Annotated in this window: 22 protein-coding genes; 9 read left to right on the top strand and 13 right to left on the bottom strand. The window is 39.8% G+C overall.

Translation table 11 applies throughout. From position 1 onward, the window contains the following. Nucleotides 1–73 precede the first annotated feature (73 nt). Genes SULBA_RS01850 through SULBA_RS01820 form a run of 7 tightly spaced genes read right to left on the bottom strand, consistent with a single transcriptional unit; the run spans nucleotide 74 to nucleotide 5,510 of the window. Complete coding sequence (locus tag SULBA_RS01850) at nucleotides 74–790, bottom strand: ABC transporter ATP-binding protein (RefSeq protein ID WP_014768576.1); 717 nt, start codon at nucleotides 788–790, stop codon at nucleotides 74–76. After that, entirely contained in the window at nucleotides 783–1,565 is a 783-nt protein-coding gene (locus tag SULBA_RS01845) for an ABC transporter ATP-binding protein (RefSeq protein WP_014768575.1), read from the bottom strand. The genes SULBA_RS01850 and SULBA_RS01845 overlap by 8 nt, the downstream gene beginning before the upstream one ends. After that, nucleotides 1,562–2,512, bottom strand: a complete 951-nt coding sequence (locus SULBA_RS01840; protein WP_014768574.1) for a branched-chain amino acid ABC transporter permease — start codon at nucleotides 2,510–2,512, stop codon at nucleotides 1,562–1,564. Before SULBA_RS01840 ends, SULBA_RS01845 begins: the two co-directional genes overlap by 4 nt. Then, nucleotides 2,509–3,411, bottom strand: coding sequence for a branched-chain amino acid ABC transporter permease (locus tag SULBA_RS01835; protein WP_014768573.1), 903 nt, complete (start codon nucleotides 3,409–3,411; stop codon nucleotides 2,509–2,511). The genes SULBA_RS01840 and SULBA_RS01835 overlap by 4 nt, the downstream gene beginning before the upstream one ends. 25 nt (nucleotides 3,412–3,436) lie before the next feature. Next, complete coding sequence (locus SULBA_RS01830) at nucleotides 3,437–4,564, bottom strand: branched-chain amino acid ABC transporter substrate-binding protein (RefSeq protein ID WP_014768572.1); 1,128 nt, start codon at nucleotides 4,562–4,564, stop codon at nucleotides 3,437–3,439. Nucleotides 4,565–4,618: 54 nt separating this feature from the next. Further along, complete coding sequence (locus SULBA_RS01825; RefSeq protein WP_014768571.1) at nucleotides 4,619–5,293, bottom strand: hypothetical protein; 675 nt, start codon at nucleotides 5,291–5,293, stop codon at nucleotides 4,619–4,621. Further along, a complete protein-coding gene (locus SULBA_RS01820) occupies nucleotides 5,286–5,510 on the bottom strand; it encodes a hypothetical protein (RefSeq protein ID WP_014768570.1) in 225 nt (74 codons plus the stop codon). Before SULBA_RS01820 ends, SULBA_RS01825 begins: the two co-directional genes overlap by 8 nt. 269 nt (nucleotides 5,511–5,779) lie before the next feature. Between SULBA_RS01820 and SULBA_RS01815 the strand changes: the two genes are divergently transcribed. Genes SULBA_RS01815 through SULBA_RS01805 form a run of 3 tightly spaced genes read left to right on the top strand, consistent with a single transcriptional unit; the run spans nucleotide 5,780 to nucleotide 7,692 of the window. After that, a complete protein-coding gene (locus SULBA_RS01815; protein WP_014768569.1) occupies nucleotides 5,780–6,535 on the top strand; it encodes an SDR family oxidoreductase in 756 nt (251 codons plus the stop codon). A 59-nt stretch (nucleotides 6,536–6,594) separates the two neighbouring features. Beyond that, nucleotides 6,595–6,828 (top strand): VF530 family protein, encoded by a 234-nt coding sequence (locus tag SULBA_RS01810; protein WP_014768568.1) that lies wholly within the window; start codon nucleotides 6,595–6,597, stop codon nucleotides 6,826–6,828. Nucleotides 6,829–6,834: 6 nt separating this feature from the next. Then, the gene (locus tag SULBA_RS01805) at nucleotides 6,835–7,692 is read left to right on the top strand and encodes a DMT family transporter (protein WP_014768567.1); all 858 of its coding nucleotides are present in this window, start codon (nucleotides 6,835–6,837) and stop codon (nucleotides 7,690–7,692) included. Here SULBA_RS01805 and SULBA_RS01800 read toward each other — a convergent pair. The 3 genes from SULBA_RS01800 to SULBA_RS01790 all read right to left on the bottom strand — a co-directional run bounded on the left by SULBA_RS01800 (nucleotide 7,689) and on the right by SULBA_RS01790 (nucleotide 9,270). Further along, the gene (locus SULBA_RS01800; RefSeq protein WP_014768566.1) at nucleotides 7,689–8,102 is read right to left on the bottom strand and encodes an ester cyclase; all 414 of its coding nucleotides are present in this window, start codon (nucleotides 8,100–8,102) and stop codon (nucleotides 7,689–7,691) included. The two genes, SULBA_RS01805 and SULBA_RS01800, sit on opposite strands and share 4 nt — an antisense overlap. After that, a complete protein-coding gene (locus SULBA_RS01795) occupies nucleotides 8,074–8,373 on the bottom strand; it encodes a hypothetical protein (RefSeq protein WP_245391428.1) in 300 nt (99 codons plus the stop codon). Before SULBA_RS01795 ends, SULBA_RS01800 begins: the two co-directional genes overlap by 29 nt. 129 nt (nucleotides 8,374–8,502) lie before the next feature. Then, nucleotides 8,503–9,270 carry a putative hydro-lyase gene (locus SULBA_RS01790; RefSeq protein WP_014768564.1) on the bottom strand — a complete coding sequence of 256 codons (768 nt, stop codon included), beginning with the start codon at nucleotides 9,268–9,270 and terminating at the stop codon, nucleotides 8,503–8,505. An 80-nt stretch (nucleotides 9,271–9,350) separates the two neighbouring features. Here SULBA_RS01790 and SULBA_RS01785 point away from each other — a divergent pair, with 80 nt between their 5' ends. From SULBA_RS01785 to SULBA_RS01775, 3 genes are all read left to right on the top strand, one after another. Next, on the top strand, nucleotides 9,351–10,187 hold the full coding sequence (locus tag SULBA_RS01785; RefSeq protein ID WP_014768563.1) for a DUF4392 domain-containing protein: 837 nt from the start codon (nucleotides 9,351–9,353) through the stop codon (nucleotides 10,185–10,187). Nucleotides 10,188–10,190: 3 nt separating this feature from the next. Beyond that, a complete protein-coding gene (gene trxC / locus SULBA_RS01780; protein ID WP_014768562.1) occupies nucleotides 10,191–10,613 on the top strand; it encodes a thioredoxin TrxC in 423 nt (140 codons plus the stop codon). Nucleotides 10,614–10,694: 81 nt separating this feature from the next. Then, nucleotides 10,695–11,045, top strand: coding sequence for a hypothetical protein (locus SULBA_RS01775; RefSeq protein WP_014768561.1), 351 nt, complete (start codon nucleotides 10,695–10,697; stop codon nucleotides 11,043–11,045). An 18-nt stretch (nucleotides 11,046–11,063) separates the two neighbouring features. Here SULBA_RS01775 and SULBA_RS01770 read toward each other — a convergent pair whose 3' ends face one another. After that, on the bottom strand, nucleotides 11,064–12,371 hold the full coding sequence (locus SULBA_RS01770; protein WP_014768560.1) for an EAL domain-containing protein: 1,308 nt from the start codon (nucleotides 12,369–12,371) through the stop codon (nucleotides 11,064–11,066). 143 nt (nucleotides 12,372–12,514) lie between these two features. Between SULBA_RS01770 and SULBA_RS01765 the strand changes: the two genes are divergently transcribed. Continuing rightward, the gene (locus SULBA_RS01765; protein WP_014768559.1) at nucleotides 12,515–12,871 is read left to right on the top strand and encodes a hypothetical protein; all 357 of its coding nucleotides are present in this window, start codon (nucleotides 12,515–12,517) and stop codon (nucleotides 12,869–12,871) included. Here the strand turns inward: SULBA_RS01765 and SULBA_RS01760 are convergent. Further along, nucleotides 12,868–13,230, bottom strand: coding sequence for a hypothetical protein (locus SULBA_RS01760; RefSeq protein ID WP_014768558.1), 363 nt, complete (start codon nucleotides 13,228–13,230; stop codon nucleotides 12,868–12,870). The genes SULBA_RS01765 and SULBA_RS01760 overlap by 4 nt on opposite strands. A 164-nt stretch (nucleotides 13,231–13,394) precedes the next feature. Between SULBA_RS01760 and SULBA_RS01755 the strand changes: the two genes are divergently transcribed. Further along, nucleotides 13,395–14,333 carry an aspartate carbamoyltransferase catalytic subunit gene (locus SULBA_RS01755; protein ID WP_014768557.1) on the top strand — a complete coding sequence of 313 codons (939 nt, stop codon included), beginning with the start codon at nucleotides 13,395–13,397 and terminating at the stop codon, nucleotides 14,331–14,333. Next, nucleotides 14,334–15,611, top strand: coding sequence for a dihydroorotase (locus SULBA_RS01750; protein ID WP_014768556.1), 1,278 nt, complete (start codon nucleotides 14,334–14,336; stop codon nucleotides 15,609–15,611). A gap of 169 nt (nucleotides 15,612–15,780) precedes the next feature. Here SULBA_RS01750 and SULBA_RS01745 read toward each other — a convergent pair whose 3' ends face one another. Beyond that, the gene (locus tag SULBA_RS01745; protein WP_014768555.1) at nucleotides 15,781–16,710 is read right to left on the bottom strand and encodes a lactate/malate family dehydrogenase; all 930 of its coding nucleotides are present in this window, start codon (nucleotides 16,708–16,710) and stop codon (nucleotides 15,781–15,783) included. Nucleotides 16,711–16,713 lie beyond the last annotated feature (3 nt).

The following is a 16,713-nucleotide window of genomic DNA, read 5'->3' as shown; positions in this document are numbered from 1 at the left end:
GTACTAATTTTGTTATATAAAAATTGGGCAAAAAAAACCGCCTGCACAATGCAGACGGCTTTTACATGTAACCTTACTTTTTCTTGCCCAAATACGCCTCTTGTATCACCTCAGAACTTAAGAGCTCTTCACTGCTACCCGTGTGTGTAATCTTGCCTAACTCCAAAACATACCCTCGGTTTGCGAGCTTAAGTGCTGCTTTAGCATTTTGCTCTACCAAAAGAACCGTTACACCACTTTTGCTAATCTCTTTGATCGCTTTAAAAATAACTTTGACCAACACAGGAGCCAAACCAAGGCTTGGTTCATCTAAAATTAACAACTTTGGTTTGCTCATAATCGCACGACCAATCGCTAACATCTGCTGTTCACCACCACTAAGCGTTCCTGCTAGCTGTTTATTTCGTTCTTTCAAGCGTGGTAAAATTTCGTAAATCCACTCTAAGGTTTGAACATCATGCTTTTTAAGACTGTACGCTCCCATCATCAAATTCTCTTCAACACTAAGTGTCCCAAAAACACGGCGCCCCTCAGGAGAATGACTCATCCCCAATCCCACAATTTCATGTGCAGGCATATGGGTAATCTCTTGTTGATTGAAAAATATACTTCCTCTTGTTGCTTTTAAAAGCCCACTTAGTGTTCGAAGGGTTGTTGTTTTACCTGCACCATTCGCACCCAGTATGGTCACAACTTCACCTTTGTTTACATGTAAATCAATCCCTTTAATCGCTTCAATAGCATCATAATTTACATGTAAATCTTTCACTTCCAATAATTTTTCATTCATCTTCATCATCCTCATCACTGCCAATATACGCCTCAATCACGACAGGATCGTCTTGAACAAAGGAAGGTCGTCCTTCACTAATTTTTGCACCAAAGTTGATAACGCTGATGTATTCTGTTAGACTCATAACCATTTCCATATCGTGCTCAATCATCATAATGGTCACGCCCATTTCTTGAATCTTCCGAATCGTTTGAGTTAATGCCAATGTTTCGTTCTCATTTAACCCTGCAGCAGGTTCATCTAAGATGAGAAGTTCTGGCTCAGCGGCAAGCGCTCGTGCCATCTCAATACGCCGTTGAACGCCATAGGAGAGATCGCCTGCTGGAATTGTTGCAAACTCTGAGAGATGGAAAAAATCCATCAACTCACCCACTTTTTCCCAATTTGCTTTCTCATCTTTATAATACGCAGGAGTAGGAAGTACGCCGTTATACCAGCGTTGCTTAGACTTAATGTGACGGCCTGACATAATATTTTCAGCAACACTCATTTCAGAAAAAAGACGAATCGTTTGGAAGGTTCGTAAAATACCAAGTTCTGCAATTTTATACGGGCTAATGCCTTTAATGTCTTTACCTTTCCACAAAATTTGCCCAATTTCAGGTCGATAAATACCTGTAATGCAGTTAAACAGTGTTGTTTTTCCAGCACCGTTGGGTCCAATGATGCCATAAATCTGACCTTTTTTAATTTTCATTGAGAGGTCGTTAATCGCAACCAGCCCTTGAAAATATTTACTCACATGGCTGATTTCTAAAATATATTCACTCATTTGACCTCCGTTTTAAGAAAATCAGGAATGTTACCAAAACGAACAGGCCAAATTCCACGAGGACGAAGAATCATCGTTAAAATCATCGCAACACCAAATACCAAATACCGTGCTGTTTCAAACTCTCTAAAAACTTCAGATAAAACAAACATAATACACGTACCAATTAAAACCCCTGGCAAAGAAGCTGAACCCCCTACTAAAACAATGGTAAAAAACATAATGGATTGTGTAACATTAAATGCCTCAGGACTGACGGCTGAATACTGCACTGAAAACATACTTCCAGCAGCCCCAGCAATACCAGCACCCAAAATAAAAGCATAAAGTTTAAAATAACGCACATTAATTCCCATGCTTTGTGCGGCGATTTCATCTTTGTGAATGTAAAAAAGTGCACGCCCAAATTTACTCTTGTCTAAATTTCGTATGATCAACAACGTCAGTCCTAAAAGAATAAATGCCATATAGTACATATGCGTTTGTGCGCCAAAGTCAAAACCAAAAATTCTCACAACATCTATACCAAAAAGGCCATTGGGCCCCCCTGTTAAACCAAAAACATCATTTTCAAGCACTTGAATAAAAATAATATTAAAACCAATTGTAGCCACCAGTAAGTAGTCACCTCTAAGATGAATAATGGGAGCAATAATCATAAAAGCAACCGCCATTGGAATCAATACCGCAGGTACCCATGTCACTAATATGGGAAGCCCAAAATGGACATTGAAAATAGCCGTAGTATAAGCACCCAAGCCAAAAAATAGTGCATGTCCCATATGAAAAACCCCTGCCCGACCTAAAATAATATCTTGCGAAAGTGCGACCACAGCAAAAACCAAAAATGTGGTGCCTACGGCTAGCCATGCAGAATCTACAAAAATCGGATATACGCCCATGAAAACAAGAAGCACTATGGCTATTAAACTGGTTTTATTCATCATACTTTCTCCGCCACAGTTTCACCTAAAATACCTGTTGGTCTAAAAATAAGAATGGCAATTAAAAGCACAAAGGTAAATGTTTCCGCCCATTGTGTTGAGAGATAGCCTGTAATCATCGCATTAAAAAGACCTAAGAGTAAACCACCAAGCATTGCACCAGGAATATTGCCAATTCCCCCTATAATGGCTGCAACAAAGGCACTTAAACCATACATCCACCCCATATCAAAGGTAATGCCACGATAATACGTTCCAATAAACAGCCCTGCAACAGCGCCTAAACTTGAACCAATAATGAAGATAATCATAACAATACGATTCACATTAATGCCCATCAATTTTGCCGCATCTTGATCAATGGCAACCGCACGGATGGCCGTACCTAATTTCGTTTGATTAATAAAGAAGTAAAGCCCTACCATAAGGATTGCAGAAAGTCCTAAAATCATCACTTGCGTAAAGGTAATCACTATCTCGCCTATTTCCCAAATTGTTGAGGGGAAAAGTTCTGAGGGAAAGATTTTCATATTGGGGCCCCAAATAAGCATGACAGAGTTTTGAATAACCAACCCCGCACCAAGCGCTGAGACAACAGCACTGAGTCGAGGTGCTGTTCGTAAAGGTCTGTATGCGAGACGCTCAAGAAGCACACCTACAAAAGCAACAATAATGGCTGTTAAAACAAAAACACTAAGGATTGCGACGAACGACGTGACATGCTCACCAAAAATTTGAGCATACACATTCAATCCCACAAAAGCCGAAAAGGCAACGAGGTCTCCGTGGGCGAAGTTAATTAACCTCATCACCCCGTAGACCATCGTGTAACCTAAAGCGACCAATGCATAAAGACTTCCTATGGTCAAACCATTAACCATTTGTTGAAGAAAAATATCCATGGGCTTTACTCTTTTCCTTTAAAAATTATTGGTAAACGATCTTATAACTCTTATCCTCTTGCACTTCATAGGTCATATAACCTCCACCAATGCGCTCACCATCCTCTCTAAATGTTACAGGACCTGTGATACCTGGAAAATCTTTGAGCGTATGCATGGATGCTGCAATCACTTTTGTATCTTCAGACTTTGTCTGCTCCATAGTATGTAAAATAGCACGGAGTCCATCCACATTCATGAGCGACCAAATGGAAGCTGGCATCATATTATATTTTGCTTGATAATCCACAAGAAAAGTCTTAGCAATATCATATGGCAAGATATCGGGGGTTGGAACATTGATTAAATATGAACCCACAGCGCTCTTACCTGCAAGCTTCATATAATCAGGATTATCATTGGAATCGCCACCTACAAAATCTGCTTTGATGCCCAGTTGTATCTGTTGCGCACGGAGCAGTCCTCCGTCTGTGTAATACCCACTAAAGTAGATAACATCAGGATTCATTGATTTTATTTTTGTCAGTGTTGCTGTAAAATTTTGTGCGCCTGATTTTATTTTACCCTCATAGATAATCGTAGCATTTTTTGCTTTCAATGCATTAGATACTGCGCTTGCCAAATCCGTTGAGTAACTTGAATAATCAGAGAGAATAACAATTTTTTTGTATTGCTTACCCTCAACAAAATATTTTGCCGTATAATCAGCCTCTGCGCTGTTAGGAAAAGAATTTCTAAAAAATGTCCAGTATTTATGTGTAATTAATGAATCACTTGTACCATCGCTGGTTTGAAGTACACCTGCTCTAAAATAGGTGGTTTGTGCTGCTTCTGTTGCCCCTGACGTGTAAGAGCCAATCACAGCTTTAACCCCTTCATTGACCAATTTTTTAGCACAAATGGCTGCTTGCTGTGCCGTTCCTTGATCATCGCACGTAATCACTTCGATTTTCTTACCTAAAACGCCCCCTTTGGCATTGTATTGATCCACAACCAGTCTTACCCCGTTATCAATACTTTGACCTTCATTTGCGTATTGTCCTGTGATAGGAGCTTGTACGCCTATTTTAATCACATCCGCCGCAACACCCATGCTTACAAGTGCTGAACACACTGCCAAAGAAGCAGTTAATTTTGGAAATAATCTTCTCATTCTCACTCCTTATAATTTTTTAAAACCACAGCAAAATAGCGTTACATGTAAACGCTACTCTGCGATAATTTCATCATTCGGTTCAATGACATAACATCCTGCCATCCACTCTCCTACATGGTCGATAATTTGAATGGGTGTTGTGATAAATGTCGCCTTGAGTGAGGGAAAATGGCTGACAACTTCATCAAAACTTGCCACGATCTCAGGAATACGTTTGTCCAATTTTTTACGTGCCGTGGTCGAAATGTCTGTATAAAAAGCAAAAATGCCGTAATCCAAACTAGAATCATTTCTACTTTTTCGTTGAAGCATCTTACACAATCGCTCAATTTCATACGTATATTCTGCTTTGACATTACACACGCCATTCTTTAGCGTCATAATTACCCGAGAAATAGAGTCGTTGTGATTTTGATGCAGCGTGCGTTCATCGAGGGTAATGCTGAAAACATCTTGAGAGAGCGCATGTTTTTCCATAAAAGATTTAAATGCTTTTCGATTTGGCAAAGAACAGCGCAAAATATCTGAAACGGTTGCATCGATAAAAACTTCAGGAGCATTCTCAATTGCACTCAGTGCTTGAGCGACATGAATAGAAAGGATTTTTTGAGGACCACACGATAAGGAGAGTCTGTTATTCGTCCAAAACAGAAAATTTTTCTCAGCTTGAGTGATTCCCTCAAGCGTCGCACGAATAATACGCTCTTGTGTTGGAAAGTTAATCATAGTAATTTTCCTCAACCTCTTGGATAATGCCACTTTCCATTAAAATGTCTTCAATAAGTCTGTTTTTAGAAATATGGAGCGCATGGGAGAGTTTTGCAAGTGCTACATCTAATTTTGCATCAATTTTGATCGTCAACTGCGCAATTTCACGTTTTTTGGTTCTATTTTTTTCAATGACACGTTGAATACTATCTCTACCAAATTTTTGTTTTGCCATACCCTCAACCTTGGTAAATTTCAAGAATACTAAAAGTAGTACTTTTATTTTATTACGTCAATCTTAGTATATTTTTCGTAAATAACATCACATACGCATGATGAAATTTTAAACAAATAATCTGATTTACTTTAAATTAGTAGTTATGAAGAGCTATTTTAAGGCAATTTTTAGCCTTTTTTAACCTGAAAATAAATTTTTCATCAAGTTACCAAAGGTATCATTATACCGCCGTAGAGTATAATCACAAAAAATCATAAAGGATCACTATGGCAAAAATTGTTTTCATTACAGGCGCAACCTCAGGTTTTGGTGAAGCAACCGCCATCAAATTTGCGAAAGCAGGTTATAAAGTGATTGCCACGGGTCGAAGACAAGAGCGTTTGGATGCATTAAAAGCACAACTTCCTAAATGCGACATCGTGACACTCTGTTTTGATGTCAGTAAAAAAGAAGAGGTTTTTAATGCCGTTGCATCTTTGCCTGAAGCGTATCAAGCCATTGATATTTTAGTCAACAATGCTGGCTTGGCTCTGGGGCTTGAACATGCCAATGAAGCCAGTTTGGATGATTGGGAACGCATGATTGATACGAATATCAAAGGGCTTTTATATGTCACAAAAGCCGTACTCCCCATCATGGTCAAACGCAAAACGGGGTATATTTTTAATCTGGGTTCGACTGCTGGAAGTTGGCCTTATGAGGGTGGTAATGTTTATGGGGCGACCAAAGCCTTTGTCAAACAATTCTCACTCAATCTTAGAACGGATCTTAAAGGAACGCATGTACGTGTCACCAACATCGAGCCTGGTTTTTCACTGACAGAATTTTCAGATGTTCGTTTTAAAGGGGATACTCAAAAAGCAGCGTCTGTTTATAAAGACACGACTCCTTTGAGCAAAGAAGATATTGCCAACACCATTTTTAGCCTAGCCGAACTTCCTGAGCATGTCAATGTCAATCGTATTGAAATTATGCCAACAGTGCAAAGCTATGCGGGCTTAAGCGTAGAACGCAACAACTAAAATCTTTCATTACATGTAAGAAAATTCTCTTACATGTAATGCGTATTTTTGAGGAATCAATGAATCATACAGAACATAATAATAACCCCTTGCATGGGATTACGCTTGAGACAATACTTATTCAATTACATGCACATTACGGTTGGGAAACACTGGATGAAATGATGAAAGTAAACTGCTTTCACGAAAATCCTAGCATCAAATCGTGTTTAAAATTTTTTAGAAAAACCCCATGGGCACGAGAAAAAATCGAAAAACTTTACCTTAATTTTCTTAAAAACACTACAAAGTAACCTTAGATGACCTACGCAAACGCTTTTGGAATCACGACTGCTGGCATGATTTTGATGAGTTTTGAATCACCTCTGATTAAAATGACGCATGTCAGCGCTCAGATATTTACGTTTTATTTTGGTTTATGTATGTTTATCAGCATGAATATCACATTGCTCTTAAAATATAAACGTACGATATTTGCACTTTACAAAACTCAATTTCTACCTATTTTGGCAAGTGGTCTTTGTATTGCGCTGAGCAATCTTTTTTTTATTCTTGCCATTAAACATACCAGCGTAGCCAGTGCGGTGTTTATTTTAAGCACAGGACCACTGATTAGTGCTTTGATTGCCTTTGTCTTTTTCAAACAAAAAACACCCTTGCGTACGTTTATTGCCATTTTTTTTGTTTTTATTGGCTTAGGAATTATTCTCTTTCATGATGGTGCCCTAGGAAATATGAAAGGCAATCTTTACGCCTTTGGCTGTGTTTTTGCCTTTGTGTCCACACTCTCTATTTTGGAGAGAAACAAAGAAGCCAATCGATTAGCGTGTTTTGGAACAGGAGCACTTATGGTCTCTTGCTTTTCGTTTCTAACAACCTCTATTGTGGTACCTGATGCTTATTCTCTAACTCTTATTGTGGGGATGGGAGCTTTTTTAACGCCGCTTTCACGGGCACTCATAGGAATAGGTACAAAAATTTTATCTTCCGTGGAAATTGCACTTTTAACGATTATTGAACCTGTGCTTGCACCCTTTTGGGTTTGGCTTTTATTAGGAGAAGCACCGCATCTTAATACACTCTTTGGCGGTGCTATTATTGTCTTAACCTTGCTGATTCATTCGCTTAAAACGCATCAGGCATATCAAAAATCTTAATGATTTGAGGCGCTTAGTTGTCCATAAAGTACATTCAAATCGCCCAAAACCCATGCGTCGACTATCTTATCGTCTTCAAATTTAAAAAAGCAGGCACCTGAATAACGAATACGATTTCCCGTTGGCTCAAAACCAAACAATTTTCCTGTGTGTGAACCTGTATAGACCAGTCTAACAGCTGCTTTATCGCCCTCAACAACGACCTCTTCAATGACATGATACAAGTTTGAAAAAGCACCAAAAAGCATTTTGGCGTAATCGCAAAAACCGTTAATTCCCTCCACTTTCATACCCAAAGAACCTCTAAAATTAATGGTAGGGCTTAAAAAATGGTGTGCTTGGTCAAGCTTTTGCTCGTTCCAAACCACTTCATAATACTCTTCAATAATCTGACGTAGTTGTTTTGCCATTGGCTTTTTTCCCTTTTTCTGGTGCCTGTTTTGTGGTGGGCTTTGAAGCCTGTGCACTCACACCACTTTCAAACCAACTCTCACTTGCATCGTATTCAAACTCAAACACTTTATCAAAACCTTTTTGTTCTAATTCAGCATCAAGGTTTTGAGGTGTTAGCCCTTTTTTCTTGCAAATTTCAAGAATCTCTTCAATGTCTTCCTCAGGAATGCCACTATAACGCATCTCTAAAACTGCTTCATTGACCGTCATTATCTCTTTCTCATTCAAAAATAGCCCTACAAACGTAAGGGCATTTACCGTTTAAACCTTTGTTTAAACACCGCCCCGTAAACCCTTAAATCATGTAGCGAAATTATAATCATTTTTTTTCAAAAAATACCTAAAAATTACCTCAATTTATTCATAATACTCGCTATCTCTTTTATCGGTAACAAACATATGCCCTGGAGCATGGGTAATAGCAAAAGGAAGTTTCATCTGAGTAATCACATTTTGAGGGGTCACACCACACGGCCAAAAAAGTGGAATCTCATCCTCTTTAATCGCAATCGCATCGCCATAATCAGGATGCGTTATATCCTGAATCCCAATCATTTCGGGGTATCCAACGTGAATGGGTGAACCATGCATCCTAGGAAAATGGCTGGTCACCACACACGCATCAGCGACTTTTTCTTTTTTAATCGGGCGCATACTTACCACCATTTCACCGCTAAATCCTCCCACAGGCTTAAGGGCAACATTAGTGCGGTACATCGCCACATTTTTTTGTTCATCCACATGACGCAAAGCCATACCGTTTTCAATGAGTGCAGTCTCAAAAGAGAAGCTACATCCAATGAGAAAGAAGACCAAATCAGGCGTATAATAAGGCGTCATGTCCGTAACCGTCTCTACTAAAACCCCATCACGTAAAATATTGTACTTTGGAATTTCATTTAAAATATTTGCCTCTGGTGCTAAAATATTAGAATGATACCCCTCTTCTATCACTTCAAGCACAGGAATCGCTTTAGAATTTTCACGAGCAAACGCTTCAAAATCTTTGGCATACGCACGAGGAAGGGCTACCATATTCATCTGAATGTAACCAGGGCATTCACCCGCTGTGGGTCGTGTAAATTCCCCTTTGGCAATTTTGGCACGAAGCTCTTTTGGACACATTTTCATCCTTTTTTTTGGATACATTGTATCAAATTTTAGATACAATTTTTTAACGTCAACTTTTACATGTAAGGATTTTTATGCACGCATTTTATACAATCGAAGAGATTGTTTTACAACATTCTACACGCCACATGGACAAAATTCAAGCACTTTTTCCTTTTGAGCACACCCAAAAAGCGGTTGAGGCTTTTGTAAAACTTGAAAAAGGAGTGGTCTTCATCTATACAGGATTTTACGTTGCAGGTTATGCTGAAACCGATGGCCCCATTGGAGCGTACTTTTTAGCCAAAGCCTTTGAAAAAATTGGCTTTCGCCCCGTCATTGTGACGGATTCCTTTTGTGAAGACTATTTTCCTGAGATTGAAACCCTTTATATTCCGCTTCAAGGTTTACATGTAAACGAATATGAATCGCTTTTAAAGGAATACAAACCCGTCGCCCACTTCTCCATTGAGCGCTGCGGTCAAAATGCACAGGGCGATTACCTCAACGCCAGAGGTGTTTCGGTGAAAGAGTTTACCGCACCTGTAGATGAACTTTTCAAACTAGGCTCACAAACCGCTCCAAGCTTTGGTATCGGTGATGGGGGTAATGAAGTGGGCATGGGAAGTTTTGCCAAAGCCCTTGAAAATAAAGAGTATTTTAATGACTACTGTGTGATTTCGTGTGATTATCCCATGATTGCTTCGGTTTCTAACTGGGGCGGTTATGGCTTTATTGCTGAGCTTGAGCGGGTTTTACATGTAAGCCTTCTGCCCTCCTTTGAAGCGGTTGAGCAGTACCTAGCCTTCATCGTTTCTAAAGGCTCAGTCGATGGCATCAAACGAGAGTCCATGATGTCAGTGGATGGCAAAGAGTGGGAGATAGAGCCTGAAATTTTACACGCACTTAAAGATTACGCAACCAAAGGATAAGCTATGAAAGTGATCTGTTCACACTGTTTAGCAACCAATAACGTCCCAAAACTAGACGTGTACAAAAAAGCCAACTGCGGGAAGTGCAAAGCTTCCCTCCTCGACCCACATCCTATTGCGCTGAGTAGCGATACCCTAGAAGCAATACTAGAAAGTACCGATGTGCCTGTCATTGTCGATTTTTGGGCGCCATGGTGTGGACCATGCAAAATGTTCGCCCCTATTTTCGAGCAAGCCACACGTGCCTATCCCCTTCGTGTTCTCTTTGCCAAAGTCGACACCGAAGCCGAGCAATTTTTAGCCACCCGCTTTAAAATCCGCTCCATTCCTACGCTGATTGTCTTTAAAGAGGGTAAAGAAGTGGAACGTGTCAGTGGAGCAATGAACGATGAAGGTTTGGATGCTTTTGTGGAGAAGTTTTTGTAAGTTTTCTTTCATTTTGAAATATTTTTAATCACCTCTTTTGGGCTTTGGTATCATGCTTCCATCTAACCATTGAGGTGTGACATGATTTTAGGGAAATGTCCTTATTGTGGGGGAAATGTCCTTTCAAAAAAAATAACCGCCAGAGGGCAAAAAGTTCATCTTTACCATTGTGAACATGCCATGAAAGAGAAAGATATAAACGATGATTATGTTTTTAGTGCCACCTCAACGTGCCGTTTTCAAGTCTACTCCAATGTACTATTGCGCTGGAATAAACGGAGTTTGAGCGAGTTGGAGATGAAAAAATTGCTTCAAGAGGGACAAATTGTGGTGCGTTTGCATGGGAAAAAAGGAGGGAGTGAATACTTCAAACCTCTTATTCTCGATACGGAATATGGTATCTCTGTGCTGTGGGATACACAGCTCAGCTAATCTTTACATGTAAACAACTTAATGGGTCGAAAGGATAGGAGAGGGCATATCAATATAGTAACCTTGCGAATAATCAATCCCTAATTGCTTCACCATCGAAAGAACCGTACTAGAATGCACAAACTCTGCTACGGTTTTAATGCCCAGTTTTTTGGAAAAATCGACAATGGTTTCAACAACGATTTGAGCGTTTTTATCTCGATCAATCTCTTTGATTAAACTGCCATCTATTTTTATAAAATCGGGTTTGAGTTTAATCACATACGAAAAGTTTGAAAACCCACTTCCAAAATCATCTATGGCAACCTTCACGCCATAGCGTTTAATTTCATGAAAAAAATGTTTTACTTTATTAAAATCTTGCACTTTCTCAGATTCCAAAAGCTCAAATGTGACACGATGCCCCATTTTTGAGGTGCTTAATTTATGGATAATAAAATCGTACATCGCCTCATTAATAATATCTTCAAATGAAAGGTTGATGCTAAAATCAAACGGATGCTCTTTAAAAATTTCAAAACTTTTTTCAATCACTGTCATCGTAATTTTATCGTACACTTTAATCGTCTTGGCAATGGGAATAAAATGGTTGGGGTTGTGAATCATTCCTTTTTCATCTACCAAACGAGAAAGCGCTTCGTATTTGACAATTTCATTGGTTTGATTATCGATAATGGGCTGAAAATAAGGCACAATGCCAGAACACTCCACAATGGCTTTACGCACTTTGGTAGCGTATTTTAAATTGCGTTCGTACTCTTGTGTAAAATTCATACGGTCTTCATAAATCCAATATTTGAGTTGGTGTTTTTTAGCGTATTTGAGTGCCATATTGACTTTGGAAAAAATATCGTGATGAGATGTACTAGCACTGGAAGAGAGGGTACAATCAACATAAATTTCCGTTTGAGCATAGGCATATTTTAAGTGATTAAATGTTTTGGATAACTCTTCAAGGTACTCTTTTAAATAATAAAAATCCATTCTATTTTTGATTAAAATAGCAAATTCATCCCCTGCAATACGATAAACACTTGCGCCTTGCAAGGACTCTTTAAGGCTTTTTGCAAAGGATTCTAAAATAAAATCTCCCACAACAAAACCGTAAAAATCATTCAAAAGTTTAAAATTATCAATATTGGCAAGGACAAAGGTAAAATCATTCTCTTCTTCAAGGTCATGACGGAGTTTGTAGAGGTTGGGTAAACGAGTCAGAGGATCTGTGTAAAATTGATCGACAAGATTTTGTTGAACGAGTTCTAATTCTCTGGTCAGCAAATGAATTTTTTCAGACGCCGATAACTCTTTGTACGCATGCTCTTGCATCGTTTTCCCCTCGTTAAATCTTGAAAACCAAAGCCATTGTAGCAAAAGTTAAGTAAATTATAAAAATACCCTATAAAAGTAACTAATACCTATTGAAGTTTTTTGTGTTACAATTTTTTATCTCAATACAAAAGGAGACGACGATGGTTTTTCGTTACTCTTTTCTTGCACTAAGCGCCCTTTTTCTCGCACTTAATACTTATGGAGCAGGAAGAAACAATGAGGTAGAAGTACCTAGAACAGCGTATAAAGATCCATTTAAATACTATATTTTGTCTAACACAAAACAAGCAACCATTCAGCAAGTGACAATTAAACGCTTGAGTTATGACACCATTTTGTACATCAAAGTCGAAATTAACTGTGCCTCACGTATTCTTAGAGAAATGGGACATAACATCAACTCGGCTAAAGCTATTTCAACCAACGCACCAACACAATGGTATCAACCCACTATTGGAAGTGCGCAAGCCGACATCGTTACCTACATCTGTCGCTAAGAGAGTAACTGTTTTAAAAGTGGTTCCATCTCTTTATAGTCGTCTCGCTTGCTAAACGCTTCAAAGAGTTGTATTTTAAGAGCATAAACTTGAGCATCAAAAAAATTTGATGACCCCATAAAATCAAGCCCACTGATGCCTAAGGTGTTCATTGCTTGCCATACATCAGGGGAACTAAATGCATTGAGGGTCTCTTTAGCTATGAGATTACTCAGCCATGAATTATCCCCTTCATTGGCTTTAGTAGAGTCATAGTGGAGCAAAAAATCCTCAAAACTCCCCTCTTCACCTTTGATGGAATTATACATTCCATACCCAATGCCCGCATACGGGTCTATCTGAAACAGTCTACTATCCATAGCATACTCCTTTTACATGTAAAAGCAAAAAATATACCTTTTAGGCTTTACATGTAAAAACATTACAAATAGTTCATTAAGAGAAAATTAGATAAAATTCACGGATTTGGTTATCCACAAAACCAACCTCCCCATCTCATACTACAACAAAGAGGTACTTGCTCATGGTGTATCAGCACAAAGATTTGATTGGTTTAAGAGACCTCAGTAAAGAGGAAATTCTTTCGTTTATCGATTTAGCCAAAGAGTTTAAAGCACTCAACAACAGCGATGTCAAAAAATCCCCTTCTCTCCATGGAAAGACGGTTATTAACGCTTTTTATGAAAACTCCACACGTACACGTGTCTCTTTTGAAGTTGCTGCCAAACGCCTTGGCGCTGATGCTATCAATTTTTCATCTTCTCAAAGCAGTTCCAAAAAAGGTGAAACCTTAGTGGATACCATTCGCAATATGGAAGCGATGAAAACCGATATTTTTGTTTTGCGCCATCCAAACTCAGGTGCAGCGCATTTTGTGGCTCAAAACAGTGATGCTTCTATTGTCAATGCAGGCGATGGGCTCAATGAACACCCTACACAAGGCTTGCTGGATTTGTTTACCATTTTAGAGCACAAAGGGAGTTTTGAAAACTTAACAGTTGCCATTATTGGCGATATTCTTCACAGCAGAGTGGCACGCTCTGACATTTGGGCAATGCGAAAGCTAGGCATTAACGTCAAACTCTTTGGACCTCCGATGATGCTTCCTGTGCACATGGAAGTCTTTGACTGTCATGTGTGTTCTTCTATGGAAGAAGCAGTTGAGGGCAGCGATGTGATTATTATGCTTCGCATTCAACTCGAAAGACAAGATGGAAATCCATTCCCATCGGTTCGTGAATACTCCAAATTTTTTGGGCTTACTTCTACTCGTATGAAACTCGCCAATAAAAATGCCATCGTGCTTCACCCAGGACCGATTAACCGTGGGGTAGAGATGAACTCAGATGTTGTTGATAACAAGGATTACTCAGTGATTTTAAATCAGGTTGAAAACGGTGTTGCCATTCGTATGGCAGTCCTTCATACCCTTAACCTCTATAGAAAAAGTAGGAATGCGTAAATGAAAACTTTGATAAAAAACGGCATTATTGTCAACAGCGATGGTCAAATAAAAGCAAACGTGCTCATTGAAGATGAGATGATTGTAGATATTATTGCGCATGAAGTAGAAGCGGACAAGGTGATTGATGCGTGTGGAAATTACATTATGCCAGGGCTTATTGATATGCACGTGCATTTTAGAGACCCAGGGCAAGAGTACAAAGACGATGTCATATCAGGGAGTGAAACAGCCGTTGCAAGCGGTGTAACCACCTGCCTTCCTATGGCAAACACTTTTCCTATTAATGACAACAGTTCCATTACCCGTGCGATGATTCAAAAAGCCAAACAACGTGGTTTGATTGATTTGCTCCCCATAGGCGCAATTTCTCAAGGCTTGCATGGCGACCGCATCGTTGAAATGGGCGATATGATTGAAGCAGGAGCGGTAGCGTTTTCAGACGATGGACTGCCCGTATCAGATAGCAGTGTGATGCGAGATGCGCTAGAGTATTCTCGTGGATTTAACTCTTTTGTCATTAGCCACTCGGAGGATTGCTCACTGTGTCGTAAAGGTGTGATGCATGAGGGTGCGGTTTCGACGATTTTGGGGCTTAAAGGCATGGCATCGGAGAAAGAGGAGATTATGATTTCTCGGGATATGCTCTTAGCCAAACTGACCCAAGGGCACATCCATATCGCACATGTGAGTTCTGCGTGGTCGTTGAAGCTTATTGAACTGGCAAAACAACAGGGTATTAACATTACCTGCGAAGTAACACCGCACCACTTTAGCTTTTCCGATAAAAACCTTCTCTCCTACAACACGCATTTTAAAATGTCCCCACCGCTTCGTGGCGAAAATGACATTCAAGCGATTCGAGAAGCGCTTAAGAGCGGTTTAGTCGATGTGATTGCAACCGACCATGCGCCACACCATACCGATGACAAATTTGTCGAGTTTGACAACGCTCCTTTTGGCATTTTAGGACTTCAAACGCTTGTACCATTGACACTTAAATTGGTGAATGAAGGGGTGATTTCTCTTGAGCGTATGGTTGAACTCACTTCAGCCAATCCTGCAAAAATTTTGAACCTAAAAACCAAGGGGAAAATTGCTAAAGGGATGCTAGCGGATATTGCGATTATTGACCCCAATAAAGAGTATGTTTACGATGAAAGCATCAACAAATCCAAATCAAAAAATTCCCCACTCTTTGGGCAAACGCTCACAGGCGCTGCGGTAATGACACTTAAAAATGGTCGTGTAGTGTACGACTTTCCACACTGCTTATAATAGAGTTCTTGCAGAACTCTTAACACGCCTTTAAAGCAAAGCTCTAAAGGCTACGTTAACACTGGGTTTTCTTTGGCAGAAAGCCCGCGCACCCTTGGTGCTTTTCCTTCTTGCAAAACTCATTTTGCAAGAAGTCTAATCTTTACATGTAAAGATGCAAGAGGTGAATTCACATCACCTCTTGCGCCATTTTTTGCATGGTTTTTGCGCTTACATGTAAGGCTTCAAGCTCTCCTGGGAGCAGTTTATAGTTTAAAATCTTACTTGCACCTTTTTTCGTTACCACCACAGGAACATTCAAAACCACATCATGCAGTCCATACTCCCCATCCAAATAAACACCTAAAGGTAAAACGGAGTGCTCATCATTGGCAATGGCTCGAATAATGCGAAACACACTCGCAGCCGTGCTGTGGTTGGTGTTGCCTTTTTTGTAAAATATCTCAAAACCTGCATTGAGCACATCGTGATAAATCGCTTCACGATCAAGCAGAGGTAAGCTATTGAGCTCGCAAAACGTATCGACATCCAATCCACAAATGTTGCAAATGCTCCATGGAAGCGTGCTTCCTTTGCCATGTTCTCCCAAAACATAGCCGTTGATATTTTTAGGGTCAATCCCCACTTTTTTGCTCACTATCTTCATAAAACGTGCGGTGTCAACGAGTGTGCCTGAGCTAATCAAACGCTCCCTTGGGTAAAGCCCCTCTTTGTAGGCAATGTGTGTGAGAACATCCACAGGATTGGTCACCATGATAATAATCGCATGCGGTGCGTAGGTGTAAAGCTCATGCACAATTTCTCGTATTAACGTGGCATTTTCATGCAGAAGCTCATCTCGTGTTTGATTGCCCTTAAGTTGCGCCCCTGCGGTAATGACAATCACATCGCAGTGCGCACAATCCACATAATCCCCACTGTGCAAATGCGTGTTTCGTGCATAGGTAAACGACTCCACATACGAAAAATCCGCCACTTCTCCCATCGCTTTTTCTTTGTTGCGATTGACTAAGACAATCTCACTCATATTTCCCAGCGTTAAAAGATAATTGACCAACTCAACCCCAACACCGCCCACACCGATAATTCCTACACGCATCCA

Origin of the sequence: Sulfurospirillum barnesii SES-3 (assembly GCF_000265295.1) — a bacterium.
Taxonomy (GTDB): Bacteria; Campylobacterota; Campylobacteria; order Campylobacterales; family Sulfurospirillaceae; genus Sulfurospirillum; species Sulfurospirillum barnesii.
Note: the sequence above shows the minus strand (reverse complement) of the source record. Positions and strands in the feature narration are given on the sequence as shown.

Excerpts from the sequence above, each read along its gene's own strand:
- SULBA_RS01850 (WP_014768576.1), bottom strand. The coding sequence starts at position 790 with ATGAATGAAAAATTATTGGAAGTGAAAGATTTACATGTAAATTATGAT.
- SULBA_RS01845 (WP_014768575.1), bottom strand. The coding sequence starts at position 1,565 with ATGAGTGAATATATTTTAGAAATCAGCCATGTGAGTAAATATTTTCAA.
- SULBA_RS01840 (WP_014768574.1), bottom strand. The coding sequence starts at position 2,512 with ATGATGAATAAAACCAGTTTAATAGCCATAGTGCTTCTTGTTTTCATG.
- SULBA_RS01835 (WP_014768573.1), bottom strand. The coding sequence starts at position 3,411 with ATGGATATTTTTCTTCAACAAATGGTTAATGGTTTGACCATAGGAAGT.
- SULBA_RS01830 (WP_014768572.1), bottom strand. The coding sequence starts at position 4,564 with ATGAGAAGATTATTTCCAAAATTAACTGCTTCTTTGGCAGTGTGTTCA.
- SULBA_RS01825 (WP_014768571.1), bottom strand. The coding sequence starts at position 5,293 with ATGATTAACTTTCCAACACAAGAGCGTATTATTCGTGCGACGCTTGAG.
- SULBA_RS01820 (WP_014768570.1), bottom strand. The coding sequence starts at position 5,510 with ATGGCAAAACAAAAATTTGGTAGAGATAGTATTCAACGTGTCATTGAA.
- SULBA_RS01815 (WP_014768569.1), top strand. The coding sequence starts at position 5,780 with ATGGCAAAAATTGTTTTCATTACAGGCGCAACCTCAGGTTTTGGTGAA.
- SULBA_RS01810 (WP_014768568.1), top strand. The coding sequence starts at position 6,595 with ATGAATCATACAGAACATAATAATAACCCCTTGCATGGGATTACGCTT.
- SULBA_RS01805 (WP_014768567.1), top strand. The coding sequence starts at position 6,835 with ATGACCTACGCAAACGCTTTTGGAATCACGACTGCTGGCATGATTTTG.
- SULBA_RS01800 (WP_014768566.1), bottom strand. The coding sequence starts at position 8,102 with ATGGCAAAACAACTACGTCAGATTATTGAAGAGTATTATGAAGTGGTT.
- SULBA_RS01790 (WP_014768564.1), bottom strand. The coding sequence starts at position 9,270 with ATGTGTCCAAAAGAGCTTCGTGCCAAAATTGCCAAAGGGGAATTTACA.
- SULBA_RS01785 (WP_014768563.1), top strand. The coding sequence starts at position 9,351 with ATGCACGCATTTTATACAATCGAAGAGATTGTTTTACAACATTCTACA.
- trxC (WP_014768562.1), top strand. The coding sequence starts at position 10,191 with ATGAAAGTGATCTGTTCACACTGTTTAGCAACCAATAACGTCCCAAAA.
- SULBA_RS01775 (WP_014768561.1), top strand. The coding sequence starts at position 10,695 with ATGATTTTAGGGAAATGTCCTTATTGTGGGGGAAATGTCCTTTCAAAA.
- SULBA_RS01770 (WP_014768560.1), bottom strand. The coding sequence starts at position 12,371 with ATGCAAGAGCATGCGTACAAAGAGTTATCGGCGTCTGAAAAAATTCAT.
- SULBA_RS01765 (WP_014768559.1), top strand. The coding sequence starts at position 12,515 with ATGGTTTTTCGTTACTCTTTTCTTGCACTAAGCGCCCTTTTTCTCGCA.
- SULBA_RS01760 (WP_014768558.1), bottom strand. The coding sequence starts at position 13,230 with ATGGATAGTAGACTGTTTCAGATAGACCCGTATGCGGGCATTGGGTAT.
- SULBA_RS01755 (WP_014768557.1), top strand. The coding sequence starts at position 13,395 with ATGGTGTATCAGCACAAAGATTTGATTGGTTTAAGAGACCTCAGTAAA.
- SULBA_RS01750 (WP_014768556.1), top strand. The coding sequence starts at position 14,334 with ATGAAAACTTTGATAAAAAACGGCATTATTGTCAACAGCGATGGTCAA.
- SULBA_RS01745 (WP_014768555.1), bottom strand. The coding sequence starts at position 16,710 with ATGCGTGTAGGAATTATCGGTGTGGGCGGTGTTGGGGTTGAGTTGGTC.